Source organism: Actinomycetota bacterium (assembly GCA_019347675.1).
Taxonomy (GTDB): domain Bacteria; phylum Actinomycetota; class Nitriliruptoria; order Nitriliruptorales; family JAHWKO01; genus JAHWKW01.
Genome location: JAHWKW010000022.1, coordinates 1 through 14,610 on the forward strand (window position 1 = coordinate 1; position 14,610 = coordinate 14,610).

The window sequence follows — 14,610 nt, forward strand, 5'->3', positions numbered from 1 at the left end:
CCCAACTCCGACGTGGCGCTCGAACACGGCATGACGAACCTCCGGGTGCAGGAGTGGTTCACGCCGTTCAGAGCCTCCGAGCCGGTCCATCCCTACCTCAGCAACCTGGGATCGACGGAGCCCGGTCCGGGTAATCCTTGAGGTCACCTGTCACACAACGGCCTCTGGAACGGCCTCCATGGGTGGAGGAATCACCAGACGGAAAGAGGAGAGGCTGATGATCACGACGACGTACCCGCCGACGATGACCGTCGAGGAAGCCGGAGAGCTCCTCGGACTGAGCCGAAGCGCTGCCTACCGGGCCGCAGCCAAAGGAGAGCTCCCCACCCTGCGCTTCGGTCGGCGCCTGTTCGTCCCCACGATCCGCCTCCTGAACATGCTCGGACTCGACAACGGCGACTTCGAGATCCACCACGACGACGGCTCATAGCACGAACCTGAGGGAACTATCCACAGGCAGGCGCGTCACCAGCTGCGTCGTGACCCGCGGCGCGCGACTCTGGTGACGCGACGGAGGGGAGGTCTGATTGGCTGGTCGGTGGGGCGAGGTCAACGGTCACGTCGAGAAGCGGCGCGGACGCTGGCAGGTCGTCGTCGAACTGGGCGAGCAGCGGTTCCGTCAGTGTTCGGTCTGCCGGGACGAGCTCAGGGCCGACGGCCGGCGCAAGGGCTCGACTCGCTGGTGGGTGACCGACGGCAACGCTCCGCGACGGTGCCCCGACTGCGACGCGCCGCTCGTCGAGGAGGAAGGACGTCGGCAGGAACGCATCGGCGGGTTCTCGCGCAAGGTCGATGCCGAGGAGGAACTGTCCCGCATCATCAGCGAACATCGGGCCGGCCGCGACCCCAGCCCCTCCAATCTGACGCTCTCCGAGTGGTTCGAACAGTGGCTCGACATCATCGCGGCCAGCGTTCGCGTCGGGGAACTCTCCCCCAAGACCGCAGCGGGGTACGAGTCCCACGTGCGCAACCACCTACGTACGAAGGTCGGGCACATCGACATCCGCAAGCTCACGCCCGGCAACGTGGCCGATCTCATTCGCGACCTTCAGGCTTGGGGACGGTCTCCGGCGACTGCTGCCCGGGTGCGAGCCACGCTGTCGCGAGCCCTGTCCGACGCCATGCGCCACGAGATCGTCCACCGCAACGTCGCCCAGATCGCCAAGCCGCCGAGGGCGACCAAGCGAGAACCGTCGGTCTTCGACAGGGACGAGTTCGAGCGCATCGTAAAGGTCCTCGAGGACCACCGGCTCGGTCCAGCCTTCCTGTTCGCCGCCTGGTCGGGACTCCGCGCGTCCGAGCTGCGGGGACTGCGGTGGAGCGACCTCAATCTCGACCAGGGGACGTTCCAGGTCCGCCGCGGGCTGCACCGCATCACCAAGGCGGCGGAGCGTGTGGTACCCGAGATTGGACTGATCGAGAGCAAGCCCAAGACAGACGACTCGGGCAACGAGCTGCCGCTCGCGAAGCACGCCATCGCGCTACTCGAAGAGCATCGTGAGGTACAGCGAACTGAGTACGACGGACTCGGGATCCCGTGGGGAGAGGACGGCTACGTGTTCACCTCCGTGACGGGTACGCCACTTGAGCCGTCGAATCTCAACCACGCCTGGCAGAAGCTCCTCGAGGAAGCCAAGGTCGAGTACCACACTCGCGACGGCCGCGGCCGAGGGCTCCACGAGCTGCGCCGCACCTTCGCGACGAGACTTCGCGACAGCGGTGTCCCGCTCGAGGACGTACAGCGCCTAGGGCGCTGGTCGTCCCCGCAGGTGCTCCTCCAGCTGTATGCCGCGACCGACGAGGACCGGCTCCGCGCCGCCGCGGACGAGGCCGCCGACGCGCTCGGCGGATCCTGATGTGTGCGAAATGTGTGCGAGCGACGTTCGAGGCCCCTTCGGCGAACCTCGGGTGTGGCTTGGAAACCGCCCCTGACCTGCGGTTTCGCGGAGTGGGCCCGGCAGGGATCGAACCTGCAACCAACGGATTATGAGCGGATCCCCCGCCCTGCCGTTGCGTGCCGTCCTGTGTCGTCTGGTCCGCGTTCTCCCAGGTCAGAATGGGGTTCGCCGATCGGCTCATGCCGTCGAATGCCGTCGCGTGTCGTCCCGTTCCGCCCTGTTCAGCGACCTCTCGTTAGCATCTCGTTAGCGAGTCGCCGGACTTCGCGGCGACCACCACCACCCTACTTGAAAGGCTGGTGAGAGCTCACGGGCGATCCCGGTGAGGTTCTTGAAAGGCGGGCCGAGCGCGATGGCGACCTACCAGTTGATGAGATCGTGCAGCGACAGGGCATCAGGCCGGTGAAAGACATCGGCGAGCTGGCCGGCGACCCGATCGACGACTTCGACGAGTTCCTCGCTGCGGTCCCGTCGGTCCGCAGGTCTACTTGAGAGGTGCGTGTGAGGCCATGGATCCCAGCCTTGTGAGGTAGCTGTGAGGTAGACCGATCCCGACGAGGACGGAGGGGACGATGGCTCGGCGGGATGAGCCGGTGTTCGGCGAGCTCGTCGCGATCCCGTGGGGACTCGGCGAGGTGTACTGCTACGTCCACGAGATCTACGGACGGCCGGACCGGCGCTACGTCATTCTTCGCTCGGAACCCGAACTCTCCCACTACATGCTCGATGACGAGACCACCGTCGTGGTTCCTCTTGAGCAGGTGCGACGCCTCGGACCGGAAGAGTCGACCAGTGCGTTGACGACTACTGCCCGCTGACATCGGCGAAGTACCCTGCGGGCAATCCTCCCCGCCGTGCGTCGCTTCCCGGCGCACTGGCGGGGATTACCCCGTTCGGACTCGCAGCACGCGTCTGCTTCATATAGGCGCCGGCCGGATCGTGCGGTGCACCGAACCCCCGATCGTGTGACACGACACCCCTGTCACGGGACGGGCAGGGTCAGCCTTCGAGTTGTTCCGCCTCGAGTGCAAGGTCTGCCTCAGTGATCTCGCGACGACCCATGCCCCACATCGATGGACCGATGACAGGTCCGTCCACCTCGAGCAACGCGGGCGCAACGTCGGCAGGGATGCCCATAGCATCCTTCAACAACCGTAGGACCGCTGCGCGGAGCCGCGTCACCTGAGCGTCGATCTGCGCCGCGCGCTGCCGCGTGAAGTAGTTCCTGCCGTGGACGACCTGCCGGAGTCGCCACATCTCCCGCGCATCCTGCTCGTCCACACCGGCCGCATCCCCAAGGTAAGCGCGGAGGCTCGCGCCACGAACAAGCGAGGAGACATCGTTCCCGCATTCGGGACACACCTCGATCTCGTGGTCGCATCCCTGGACTCTGTAGGGCGCAGTGATCTTCTCGCCATCCCGCTCCCACAAGACCTCGAGCGCGATCCAGAGGAATAGGTAGCGATCCGCGACCCATGGGACAGCGAGCGCCTTCACGTACCACCACAACGCGAGGAGGAGACGATCGTCGGCCTCCCTCGTGGGACCTAGCGTCGGCACCGGAACGGGGTACTCCTGCCACCGAAAGTTCATCGAGCCGGTGAGGAACTTCGGCGTCACGAGCGCGGCCGGGTTCGCGACGAAGTGAGAGTCCCGTTCCTGTCCGACCTCAAGAGTCGGCGTCACGTCGAGGACGTCGAGCCCCACGACTGGGAGCGCCGCCTGAGCCTGGAACGACAGCGAGTCGACGACGCCCTCGAGAATCGGTTGGGCCCTATCGATCGCGTCGCCGAGCGCTGTCTCGTGGAGCCGGACAACGACCTGCGCCACATCGTGACCCTCGATCTCCGGACCGTCGCCCGTTGCCGGACCGAGAGTCACCGGAAGCCCGTGGAGACGGACCGTGTGCCTCGGCGGGACACGGGTCTCGGTCGTCAGTCGCTTCGGGAGACCCCCGGGCTCGTCCGGCGGCTCGGCCGGGACGATCGACCGCGGGAACGCAACGGAGGCGGTGACACGCGAAACGGGTTCCATCCCTCAAGGGTGACATACGCGATTCACTGACCGCCGCCCATGGCGGACTTCAGGGTGGGAACCCGGGCGTCCTGTCGCTACGTGAGGAATCGCCGCGATCCATTCCAGCACGTGGCTCCTCACCTACTCTTCATCGCGGAGACTGGATTGGGGGTGGGGTGACGCCGGCGGCCGGACCAACTGAAGCGGATACGTGCCGGGACTTCGTCGTCCCGAAGCTTGAGGCCGCCGGTTGGGACGGCAAGTTCAAGGAGCAGTTCCCCATCACCGACGGGCGGATCATCCCGACCCGGCGCGGCCATCGACGCGCCGACGAGCGTCTCCGCGCGGACTACGTGCTCGAGCGCGAGCCAGGCTTCCCGCTCGCGGTCGTGGAGGCGAAGCGGCTCTACAAGATCGCAGCGCACGGCCTGCAGCAGGGCAAGCGCTATGCGGAGCTCCTTGACGTCCCGTTCACGTACGCCACGAACGGGAACGAGATCGTCGAGCACGACTACGACACCGGTCTCGACCGGATCGTCGCGGAGTTCCCTACCCCCGACGAGCTCTGGAGCCGCTTCCGCGCATGGAAAGGGCTCGCCGACGACCCGGTCGCCACCGATCTCGTCCTCCCGTTCAACCGGTCGCTCCGGAACGCCGACGGCACCGTCAAGGAACCTCGCTACTACCAAACGACCGCCATCAACCGGATCGTCCAGGCGGTGCTCTCCGGCGACAAGCGAGTGCTCGTCACCATGGCCACCGGCACCGGCAAAACGTTCGTCGCACTCCAGGTCGTGTGGAAGCTCTGGAGCAGCTCATGGAAGGGAGCGGCCCGCAAACCGCGGATCCTGTACCTCGCAGACCGCAACATCCTCGTGGACCAACCGATCTCGCGGGAGTTCCGTCCCGTGTTCGGCGACGCCGTGTGGAAGGTGCAGGGGACTGCACGCACGAGCCGCGAGATCTACTTCGCGCTCTACCAGGCGCTCACGGGGACGTCGGACGAACCGAGCCTCTTCCACGACTACCCAGAGGACTTCTTCGACCTCGTGATCGTCGATGAGTGCCACCGCGGCAGTGCCCGCGACGAGTCGACCTGGCGAAACATCCTCGAGCATTTCTCCCCCGCGGCTCAGCTCGGCATGACCGCGACTCCACTCCGTGACGACAACGTCGACACCTACAACTACTTCGGCGATCCGGTGTTGGAGTACTCACTCGCCCGAGGGATCGAGGACGGCTTCCTCGCCCCGTACCGCGTGCGACGCGTCGTGCTCAGTCCCGACGCACACGGTTGGGCACCCGAGCCTGGCCAACTCGACCGGTACGGACGCGAGATCCCCCAAGACCTCTACAGGACCCGGGACTTCGAGCGAGTCGTCTCGCTCCTCGCTCGGACCGAGGCGGCGGCGCGCCACCTCACCGAGTACCTGAAGCGCACCGACAGGTTCGCCAAGACGATCGTGTTCTGCGTCGACTCCGAGCACGCCGAGCAGATGCGCATGGCGCTCAACAACGCCAACGCCGACCTGACCCGTCAGCACCCCGACTACGTCGTCCGGATCGTCTCCGACGAGGGCGACATCGGCCGCATGCATCTCGGCAACTTCATCGATACAGAAGCCGAGACGCCGGTCATCGCGACCACATCCAAGCTGCTGTCGACGGGGGTCGACGCCCCGACGGTACGCAACATCGTGCTGTTCAAACCGATCGGGTCGATGGTCGAGTTCAAGCAGATCATCGGACGAGGCACCCGCCTGTACCCGGATGACGACAAGCTCTCGTTCGAGATCATCGACTACTCGGCTGCCACCGCGCTGTTCGGGGATCCGGAGTTCGACGGTCCGCCCGAATCCGTCGCCGTCGACGAGGTGGACGACGAGGGCGCCGTGGTCACCCCGCCGGTCACAGCGGCAGAGGAGCCCGCCGAGTTCGACGAGGAGGAACCTGAGGAGGAGGTCACCGAACGCGCCCATCGCAAGTTCTACGTCGAGGACGGTGACGCCTTGGTCACGGTCGAGGGGTTCTACCTGCCCGACGTCGAGACGGGCAAGCTTCGGCTGGTCGAGTACCGCGACTACATCGCCGACACGGTGCGAGCACTGTTCCCCTCAACCAAGGATCTTCGTGGCAAGTGGTCATCGCGAGCCGGCCGTGAGGACGTCCGGGAGGCGCTGGCCCGACGCGGCATCGACCTCCGGGAGGCGGCGGAGCGGCTCGACCTCACCGAAGCGGACCCGCTCGACCTACTCGTCCACGTGGCCTGGAACGAACCGATCACCACCCGCCGCGATCGAGCTCGTCGAGCGCGGGACGCCGAGTTCCTCGATCACTTCGTCCCCGCCGCTCGAGAGATCCTCGAGGAACTGCTCGACAAGTACGCCGAGCATGGCATCGAACAGCTCGACGACCTGTCCGTCCTCCGCGTCCCACCGTTGAGCGAACACGGGACCGTGGTCGAAATCGCCGGCCTGTTCGGCGGCCACGAGGAGCTCCGCGACGCGGTCCGCCAACTCGAAGACAACCTCTACGCCGCCTAGAACTAAAGGATAACTTTAGTTCTGCTTCCTAGGTTTCGTGCGCATCTAAAGATACGATGTAGGACGTGCCACTGGACCGCCGCGACCTACGTCGCCAACTACTCGCGCTCGCTGCCAGGCAGTCGGGCTACTTCACCGCTGCCCAAGCCAAGGAGATCGGCTACTCCTACCAGGCACAGAAGTACCACGTGGACGCCGGCAACTGGCGCAGGATCGCCCGGGGGCTGTTCCGCCTTCCAGAGTGGCCCGTCGGCGACCACGACGACCTCGTGCGCTGGAGCCTCTGGAGCAAGGAGCGCGCTGTCGTCTCGCACGAGACAGCTCTCGCGGTCCACGATCTGGGCGACGTCAACCCACGCGCGATCCACCTAACGGTCCCCGACAGCTTCGGACAGGAGCCTCCCAGCCACATCGTCCTCCACCGGAACGAGCTGGATACCGACGACGTGGAGGGGTTCGAGGGTTTCCGCGTCACGACTCCACTGCGATCACTCTTCGATGTCGCTGGCTCCGAGACACCTCAGGAGACGGTCGACAAGGCCGTCGCCGACGCACTGCGGGCGGGTGTCGTCTCCCGGCGGCAACTGCTGCGACGAGCCGACGAGTTCGGACCGGCCGCAGCGCTAGAGATCGAGCGCGCACTCGCGTCAGCGGCCGCCTCATGAGGTATGACACCCCCGCCGGCTTCCGTGACGCGCTGGAACAGAGGCTCCTCAACCGAGCTGAGGCGACGGGAACGGACATCAACCGGCTTCGGCGAAGAGCCGTGTTCGAACGCATCCTCGCCCGGCTCGCCGACGCGACGGGCGAACGATGGATTCTGAAGGGCGGCTTCGCCCTCGAGGTTCGGCTCGGCGACCGAGCACGGTCGACCCGTGACCTCGACTTGGCACTCGGCGACAGCGCCGCTACCGGTGCTGACGTCCGAGACGCGCTCATCGACGCCTTGAGCCTCGACCGCGGCGACATGTTCGACTTCGAGGTCAGAGAGCCGAGGGACATCACGCCGGATGACGCTGGGCGACCTGGCTGGCGGTTCACCGTCACCGCCAACCTGGCCGGCAAGGAGTTCCAGAAGGTCCGGGTTGACGTTGTTGCGCGCCCCGAAGAGATCGGTGGACGCACCGAACAGGTGGACGTCAGCACACTACTCGATTTCGCCGACATCGAGAGCGTGACCATGGAAACGATCGACCGTCGCCAGCACTTCGCCGAGAAGCTCCACGCGCTGACGCGTGATTACGGCGACCGACCGAGCTCTCGCGTCAAGGATCTCGCCGACCTCCTCATCCTGATCGAGGACGGGCTGCTTCCGGATGACGACCTCCTGACGGCAGTTCAGGACGTCTTCGAGGTCCGCGCTACCCACGACGTTCCCGACACGATCCCGGCACCGCCGTCGAGCTGGCAGGCGGAGTACGAGGCCTACGTGAGCGAGCTCGACCTTGACGCTGCTGACCTGGATGTCGCACACCAACGCTTGGATGAGTTCTGGTCGAAGGCCCGCAGCGGGGACGACCCACAGGGAGGAACACGATGACGAGCCAGGCCACGCTCTCCGCGGTGATCAAGAACGCGCGCGACACCATGCGCAAGGACGCCGGTCTCAGCGGAGACATCGATCGCATCCCCCAGCTCGCATGGCTGCTCTTCCTCAAGGCCTTCGATGCCCAGGAACAGGAACGCGAGGTCGTCGAACCCGACTTCGAACCGGCGATCGCGGCCCCCTATCGGTGGCGGGACTGGGCCGCCGACCCGATCGAAGGCAAGACAGGCGAGGAGCTGCTGCAGTTCGTCAACAACGATCTCATCCCCTACCTCCGATCCCTCAGCGGGACCAGGAAGGACGACCCTCGAGACGTCATCGCCGACGCCTTCAAGGAGACCCACAACCGGATGCTGTCCGGCTATCTGCTTCGAGATGTCGTCGACGAGGTCAACAAGGTCGACTTCACGTCCTCGGACGACATCTACACCATGGCGCACCTGTACGAGAGCATGCTGCGACAGATGCGCGACGCGGCCGGTGACGCGGGCGAGTTCTACACCCCCCGTCCAGTAATCCGGTTCATGGTCGAGCAGGTGGGCCCGCAGCTCGGCGAATCCATCCTGGATCCCGCCGCGGGGACGGGCGGGTTCCTCGTCGAGGCCTACGAGCACCTCCGCCCCGAGGTCGGCAACGTCGAAGAGCTGCAGGAGCTCGAAGCGAACCTGCAGGGCATCGAGAAGAAGCCATTGCCCTACCTGCTCGGGATGATGAACCTGCTGCTGCACGGGATCAAGCGTCCGGCGATCGTGCGCCAGAACGCCCTCGCCCAACCCGTCACGCAGATCGCGAAACGCGACAAAGTCGACGTGGTCCTCACGAACCCACCGTTCGGCGGTGAGGAGGAGAAGGGGATCCAGGACAACTTCCCAGCGGCGACTCAAACGGCAGAGACTGCCTGGCTCTTCCTCCAGCTCGTGATGCGACGGCTCAAGACTGATGGCCGATGTGGGATCGTCGTCCCCAACGGCGTCCTCTTCGCCGACGGAGTGGGCGCGAGGATCAAAGAACAGCTCTTGGACCAGTGCGACCTCCACACGATCGTGCGGCTCCCTGATGGGGTCTTTGCGCCCTACACGGATATCCCGACCAACCTGCTGTTCTTCCAGAAGACCGGACGTACCAAGGAGGTGTGGTTCTACGAGCTTCCGCTGCCCCAGGACCGGCGGAAGTACACCAAGACGAATCCGCTCCAGTTCGAGGAGTTCGAGGAAGCCCACGAGTGGTGGGGAGGCTCGCATCGCGAGGGACGCAAAGAAACAGACCACGCCTGGAGGGTGTCCATCGCAGACATTGAAGACGCCAACTACAACTTGGACATCACGAATCCGACTGCACCTGGGGATCTATCGCATCGTCCACCAAAGGAGCTGGTCGCTGATCTCTTCGAAGTGGAAGACGGAATCCGCCAGACGCTTGGCGCCTTGGAAGAGGTGATGACTCATCTTGAGTAAGCATGCGATGGGCACGCGCCACCTGGCCGACTTCCTTGAGCTCAGCGTCGAGGAGATTCCGCTCGAACCTTCGTCTCAGTACGAGATGGCTGGACTCTACAGCTTCGGCAGAGGTCTCTTTGAACGAGATCCAGTCCGTGGCAGCGACACGTCATATGCGAAATTCAACCGACTTCGAGAAGGCCAGCTAGTAATTAGTCGTCTCAAGGCGTTCGAGGGCGCTGTCACCGTTGTTCCACCGGAGTTCGATGGTCGCCACCTCTCTCGAGAATTTCCGACCTATGACATCGACCCCACCCAGGCTGATCCGCGATTCGTTCGACACCTGTGTCGTTGGCCGGGATTTTGGGATCTTCTACGCGAAGCGTCATACGGCGTCGGAGCCCGTCGAGAGCGCGTTCACAAGACTGAGATCCTCACGACTGTGAGCGTGCCCCTCCCAGATTTTGCAGAGCAGCGTCGGTTGGCCGAAGTGCTAGACGCTGCCCAAACCCATGTCTCGTCGGCGAAGAGCTCAGTGGAGCGATCGCGCGCGCTAGCGTCAGCTCTTGTCACCTCGCTGACACATCGCGGCGACCTGTCCGAGGATGAGAGATTACGAAGGGGATGGCGCCTAGTTCCTGTCGGAGAATTCGTCGACCTTGATCTCGACGAAGTCCGGGTTAGTGACGACGGGACTTATCCTATGGTTGGCGTGTTCAGCTTCGGCCGTGGCCTCTTCGCCAAGGACTCTGTATCCGGATCGGACACGTCCTATACCAAGTACTACCGCCTCCACCCAGGCCAGATTGTCCTAAGCCGGCTCTTCGGATGGGAAGGGGCTATTGCGCTGGTCACCGACGAGTTCGAAGGTCGTTTCGTATCAACCGAGTTCCCGACATTCCGAGTAGATGAGAACAAGGCTGTTTCGGAGTTTTCAGCGGCCTTGTTCGCGACAGAGGCATTCTGGGGTCAACTCCGGAGCGAGGCCGAGGGCATGGGCGTCAGACGGCAACGCATCCACGCGGAGCGATTCATGAACCAGGAGGTCTGGCTGCCTCCATTGCCGTACCAGTATGCGACCACCACTCAGATTGCAGAGCTCCGTGAGATCGCTACGGAGGAGAGACGTGACGAGCTCCTCGACGCCGTCATGCCCTCGCTGCTCAACGCCACGTTCAGCGCAGTTCCATTGAGCCAGCAGACGGTTCAGCACATAGAGGAAAGAGAGCTTCGCGACCATGACTGAGCACAGTGTGATGACCTTTACGAACGAGTTGGGCACGAAACTGTCCACCCGTTCGAGGCACGTGTGCACCTTTCTTGGGGCAGGTATCTCTAAGGCTTGCGGCCTTCCAGATGTCGCGACTCTCGAACAAGACGTAGTCGGGGGCTTGGAAGGTGATGAGCAGGAAGCCCTGCAGGCGCAGCTCGAAGACAGGAACCTTGAACAGACACTAAGCCGTCTTCGACGAATCTCCTCCCTCGTTTCTGGTGATGAGAGGGTCGATGGGCTGACTGGGACAGACGCGGCCCAGTTGGACAACAACATTTGCCGACTCATCGTAGGTCGATTGGCTGTAGACCAAGCGAATCTCGCTCCAGCTTTGCAGTTCGTATCGTGGGCGGGTCGCACCTCTTATTCGCGACCAGTAGAAATCTTCACCGTGAACTACGACCTTCTTCTCGAAACCTCGCTGGAGCGTCTGGGAATACCGTACTTCGACGGCTTCGTGGGATACCTCACTGGGCGGTTCAGGACCGACCTAGTCGAAGCTAAGCCCACTGATGAAGAGGCCTGGCTCCCTAGGTTCGTGGCTCGTCTATGGAAACTTCATGGATCTGTGAACTGGCGCTGGGATTCTGAGCATTCGTCGACGGTGTCACGGCTCGGGACAACCGTTTCGGAAGGAGAGCCGGCTGCAATCTACCCGTCCGATGCCAAGTACGAGGAGTCGAGACGGGTACCGTTCGTCGTGCTGCAAGATCGATTTCGTCGGGCCCTGCAGGAGCCTGAGACGCTACTTCTCGTCTGTGGCTATTCGTGGAGCGATGCGCATCTCAACGAGATGATTTTCGAAGCAGCGCGGCGCCACCCGCGGTCAGAGATCATCTCATTCTGCTACTCCACCATCCCCGAGGAGCTGGCGAATGAAGCAGTTGCAACACCGAACCTTCAGGTTGTTGCCCAGAAGGAAGCGATCATCGGGGCGATTCGCGGTGCCTGGCAAGAGCCCACAGAGGCGCCCCCGGAAACCGTCTGGATGAACACGACCCGTGGGGCGCCGTCGGGGACGCCGGCGAACGCGCGGTCCGGGCGGCTCAACCCTGGCCGGTGCGGACCCAGCCCCACGATGTACAGCTGATCTTCAGCGCCGCCTGGCTCAGAGGAGGGGACCGCGGCCGATTCATTGAGCAGCACGACGACGCCTCGCTGCTCGAGCACGACGGTCAACTCATCCGCGGCCCCGACCGCATAGTCATGATTGCCCATCACGGCATAGATCGGGATCCCCGAGCTCGTGAGCGGGGCCAGCAACTCCACGACGTTGTCGACTTGCTTCGCGACATCCGGGGCATCGCTGTACACGAAGTCCCCTGCCAGGAGCACCGCGTCGGGGTCCGCTTCCACCACCCGCGCCACGACCCGCCTCACCATGTTGATGTTCGCCAACCACATCCCGACCTGGAGGTCCGCGAACACCGCCACTTCCGCGCCCTCCCAGTCCTGATCAACTCGTGGCAGAGCGATGCTGTAACGGCGCTCGTCGAGGATGAGGCGAGGCTCGACCAGCACCCCGTACGCTGTCAGCAGCGCAAGCCCTGCCAGGAGCGCGATCCCGCTCCACTTCAGCAAGCCCTTCACCTGCGACTCCGGTCTCGTGGTGCGTTGCTGTCAGTGCCGCGATGGGCATCCGCGCCACGGGCATTGCGCCACGTGGCATCCGTCAGCCTGAAACCTGCTCGAGGTCCTGGGTGTCCGACTGGCACGTGAAGCGCCCGGGGCTTGGGCACAGCACCCGCCAGCACACGGCCAGCCAGACACCGGCGTAGAGGATGCTGGCCACGACGTCCGTGGGGTAGTGAACGCCGCGGTAGATCCGGGATAGTGCCACACCCACTGGCGCCAGGACTGCCCACGCGACCGCGACATATCGGATGGAACCGCGTGTCCACGCGAGGACGAGGAAAGCGATAGCCCCGTACAGGGCGACCGAGGCGGCGACATGCCCGGAAGGAAACGCGGTGGTCGGCGGCACGGGTGGTGAGAGATGTTCGACCTGCGGACGATGGCGATGCACGACGTTCGAGGTGGCCAGGAACAGCGTCGTCTCCCCAACCAGCGCTGCGACGAGGAACAGCGGCTGCCGCCACCGCCTGGTGACGGCCACGGCGAGGGCAGACGAGACCACGAAGACCGAAACGGTCCCGGCGGTGCTGCCCAGTTGCCCGGCGACGACGGCAATGGTGGTCCGCCACTCGGTTCGCAGGCTCACTAACCACTGGACAACCGCAGCGTCGAACCTGCGCACCGCCTCGAAGGCGTCCGTCTCCGTGACGAGAGTGCCGACACCGACGAGTGCTCCCCACAGCAACACCCACCCCACCACCAGCTGCGAGATGCTCCGCGTTGCGTCAGGCAGGGCGGCGACCCCAGCGGGAACGGGAACGAGGGCGGGGCGGTCCTCCGGTGCCAGCCCCTGCGCCAGACCAGCCCGCTTCAGGCCCTCCTCTTCGCGCCACCGGCGAAACGCCGATGCGGTCACCGCAAGCCAGAGCGCGCCCACAAGCCAACCGGCCACCACGTCGGAGGGATGATGAACGCCCAGAGCGACGCGCGTCAGGCCGACAACGCCCACAACCGCGATCACCGAAACGACAAACACTTTGCGGAATCGGGGCGGCACGGCAGGAAGAAAGACGAGGAGCAGCGTCCCGTAGGCGACCGTCGAGCCCAAGGCATGCCCACTGGGAAAGCTTCCGCCAGGTGCCAATGCGATCGGGACGTCAACCACCGGTCGGGCCCGCTCGACGATCGCCTTTATCCCGGGGCTGAGCACGGCCACGCCGATGCCGGTCACCGCGGCATAGGTCGCCAGGCGAAGCGACCGCCGGATGAGAAGCCACAAGACCGTGGCAGGTAGGATCAGCCACGCGGCCTCTGACCCGCCGAGATGCGTGAGGAACCGCAGCGCCGAGACAGCCCACGCCTTTCCGCTCACTGCCTCGTTCAACGCGTCCACGACCGCGACATCGACCCTCTGGAGCGGATCCCACCGCGCGACCACCAGCGAAAGAACGAGCGTGAACAGCACCCCGGCCGCGAGGACGCCCAAGAACCCGAGCCCGCTTCTGGCCGTGAAGCGTGCCTGGCCCGCGGTCACCAGTCGCTCGTCCTCGGTCTCGTGGCTGCCCTCACGCACACCGTCTCCATCCGCCACGCCTCCACCCAAGCGGCATCTCTGTCACGCAAACCTCAGATGCGCATCGTGAGTGTCGAACCCGCCCATGCGCGAGCGGACTCCGCTTGACGTCCACGCGTTATCACCAGTTCGGCGGATCCGCAGGGCCGGTTCGCAGCGGCTGGAACCTCAAGCCGGTGTCCACCCGTCGCCGAGACCATCCCCGCAGGTGGAAGGATCCTACGTCCTGCCTGCCAAACTCGTTCGGCTCGAATGAGCGCCGGCCGGCCACAGGCGTGCGGGAGAGTTGAGCCAGGCGGTGCCGGAATCGAATCAGAGCGGACGGCAGGACGAGGAGGAATGACACGCCTGTGGATGAAGCGTGTCGTTCGTCTCGGCTTCGTTGCACGCGGCCTCATCTACTTCATTGTCGGTGCAACCGCCGTCTCCGCTGCGGCGGATCAGGGCGAGTTGTTGGGCGGTCATGGTGCGTTGCGCACCCTTGCCAATGAGCCACTTGGCAACGTGCTGCTGGTGGTTGTGTCGATCGGCTTCGGTCGCTACGGGGTTTGGCGCTTGCTACAGGCAGGGAAGCTCATCCTTCACGGTCCTGGCCTGAACGACGTATCGAAGGCAGTCTTCTGGGCCGTACGCGGCGCCCTGTACGGTCTGGCGGCCTGGTCCGCGGCAGCCATAGCCGTGACAACACAACGAGGGGACTCCTCCTCTCCGGTCCTCGCGCTTCCGCCTCCCTCCAGTCTGGTGATCGGC

The 14,610-nt window shown here is 64.6% G+C and carries 11 protein-coding genes and 1 pseudogene; 10 read left to right on the forward strand and 2 right to left on the reverse strand.

Annotated elements, in window-relative coordinates:
- The first annotated feature begins 217 nt into the window (after positions 1-217).
- The 3 genes from KY462_13785 to KY462_13795 all read left to right on the forward strand — a co-directional run bounded on the left by KY462_13785 (position 218) and on the right by KY462_13795 (position 2,716).
- The gene (locus tag KY462_13785) at positions 218-430 is read left to right on the forward strand and encodes a helix-turn-helix domain-containing protein (protein ID MBW3578783.1); all 213 of its coding nucleotides are present in this window, start codon (positions 218-220) and stop codon (positions 428-430) included.
- Positions 431-527: 97 nt separating this feature from the next.
- The gene (locus KY462_13790; GenBank protein ID MBW3578784.1) at positions 528-1,856 is read left to right on the forward strand and encodes a site-specific integrase; all 1,329 of its coding nucleotides are present in this window, start codon (positions 528-530) and stop codon (positions 1,854-1,856) included.
- Between the two features lie 614 nt (positions 1,857-2,470).
- Positions 2,471-2,716, forward strand: a complete 246-nt coding sequence (locus tag KY462_13795) for a hypothetical protein (GenBank protein MBW3578785.1) — start codon at positions 2,471-2,473, stop codon at positions 2,714-2,716.
- Positions 2,717-2,897: 181 nt separating this feature from the next.
- On the opposite strand, the gene KY462_13800 is transcribed toward KY462_13795, so the two are convergent.
- A complete protein-coding gene (locus tag KY462_13800; GenBank protein ID MBW3578786.1) occupies positions 2,898-3,932 on the reverse strand; it encodes a hypothetical protein in 1,035 nt (344 codons plus the stop codon).
- 158 nt (positions 3,933-4,090) lie between these two features.
- Between KY462_13800 and KY462_13805 the strand changes: the two genes are divergently transcribed.
- From KY462_13805 to KY462_13830, 6 genes are all read left to right on the forward strand, one after another.
- Positions 4,091-6,457 (forward strand): DEAD/DEAH box helicase family protein, encoded by a 2,367-nt coding sequence (locus KY462_13805; GenBank protein MBW3578787.1) that lies wholly within the window; start codon positions 4,091-4,093, stop codon positions 6,455-6,457.
- 65 nt (positions 6,458-6,522) lie between these two features.
- Positions 6,523-7,122 (forward strand): type IV toxin-antitoxin system AbiEi family antitoxin domain-containing protein, encoded by a 600-nt coding sequence (locus tag KY462_13810; GenBank protein ID MBW3578788.1) that lies wholly within the window; start codon positions 6,523-6,525, stop codon positions 7,120-7,122.
- Positions 7,119-7,997 (forward strand): nucleotidyl transferase AbiEii/AbiGii toxin family protein, encoded by an 879-nt coding sequence (locus tag KY462_13815; protein MBW3578789.1) that lies wholly within the window; start codon positions 7,119-7,121, stop codon positions 7,995-7,997. The genes KY462_13810 and KY462_13815 overlap by 4 nt, the downstream gene beginning before the upstream one ends.
- Positions 7,994-9,457 carry a type I restriction-modification system subunit M gene (locus KY462_13820; protein MBW3578790.1) on the forward strand — a complete coding sequence of 488 codons (1,464 nt, stop codon included), beginning with the start codon at positions 7,994-7,996 and terminating at the stop codon, positions 9,455-9,457. The genes KY462_13815 and KY462_13820 overlap by 4 nt, the downstream gene beginning before the upstream one ends.
- A complete protein-coding gene (locus KY462_13825; GenBank protein ID MBW3578791.1) occupies positions 9,450-10,685 on the forward strand; it encodes a restriction endonuclease subunit S in 1,236 nt (411 codons plus the stop codon). The genes KY462_13820 and KY462_13825 overlap by 8 nt, the downstream gene beginning before the upstream one ends.
- 10 nt (positions 10,686-10,695) lie before the next feature.
- Positions 10,696-11,802 carry an SIR2 family protein gene (locus KY462_13830; protein MBW3578792.1) on the forward strand — a complete coding sequence of 369 codons (1,107 nt, stop codon included), beginning with the start codon at positions 10,696-10,698 and terminating at the stop codon, positions 11,800-11,802.
- A gap of 582 nt (positions 11,803-12,384) precedes the next feature.
- On the opposite strand, the gene KY462_13835 is transcribed toward KY462_13830, so the two are convergent.
- The gene (locus tag KY462_13835) at positions 12,385-13,860 is read right to left on the reverse strand and encodes a phosphatase PAP2 family protein (GenBank protein ID MBW3578793.1); all 1,476 of its coding nucleotides are present in this window, start codon (positions 13,858-13,860) and stop codon (positions 12,385-12,387) included.
- A 252-nt stretch (positions 13,861-14,112) separates the two neighbouring features.
- Here KY462_13835 and KY462_13840 point away from each other — a divergent pair.
- A pseudogene (locus tag KY462_13840) lies at positions 14,113-14,427 on the forward strand (DUF1206 domain-containing protein).
- Positions 14,428-14,610: the final 183 nt, after the last annotated feature.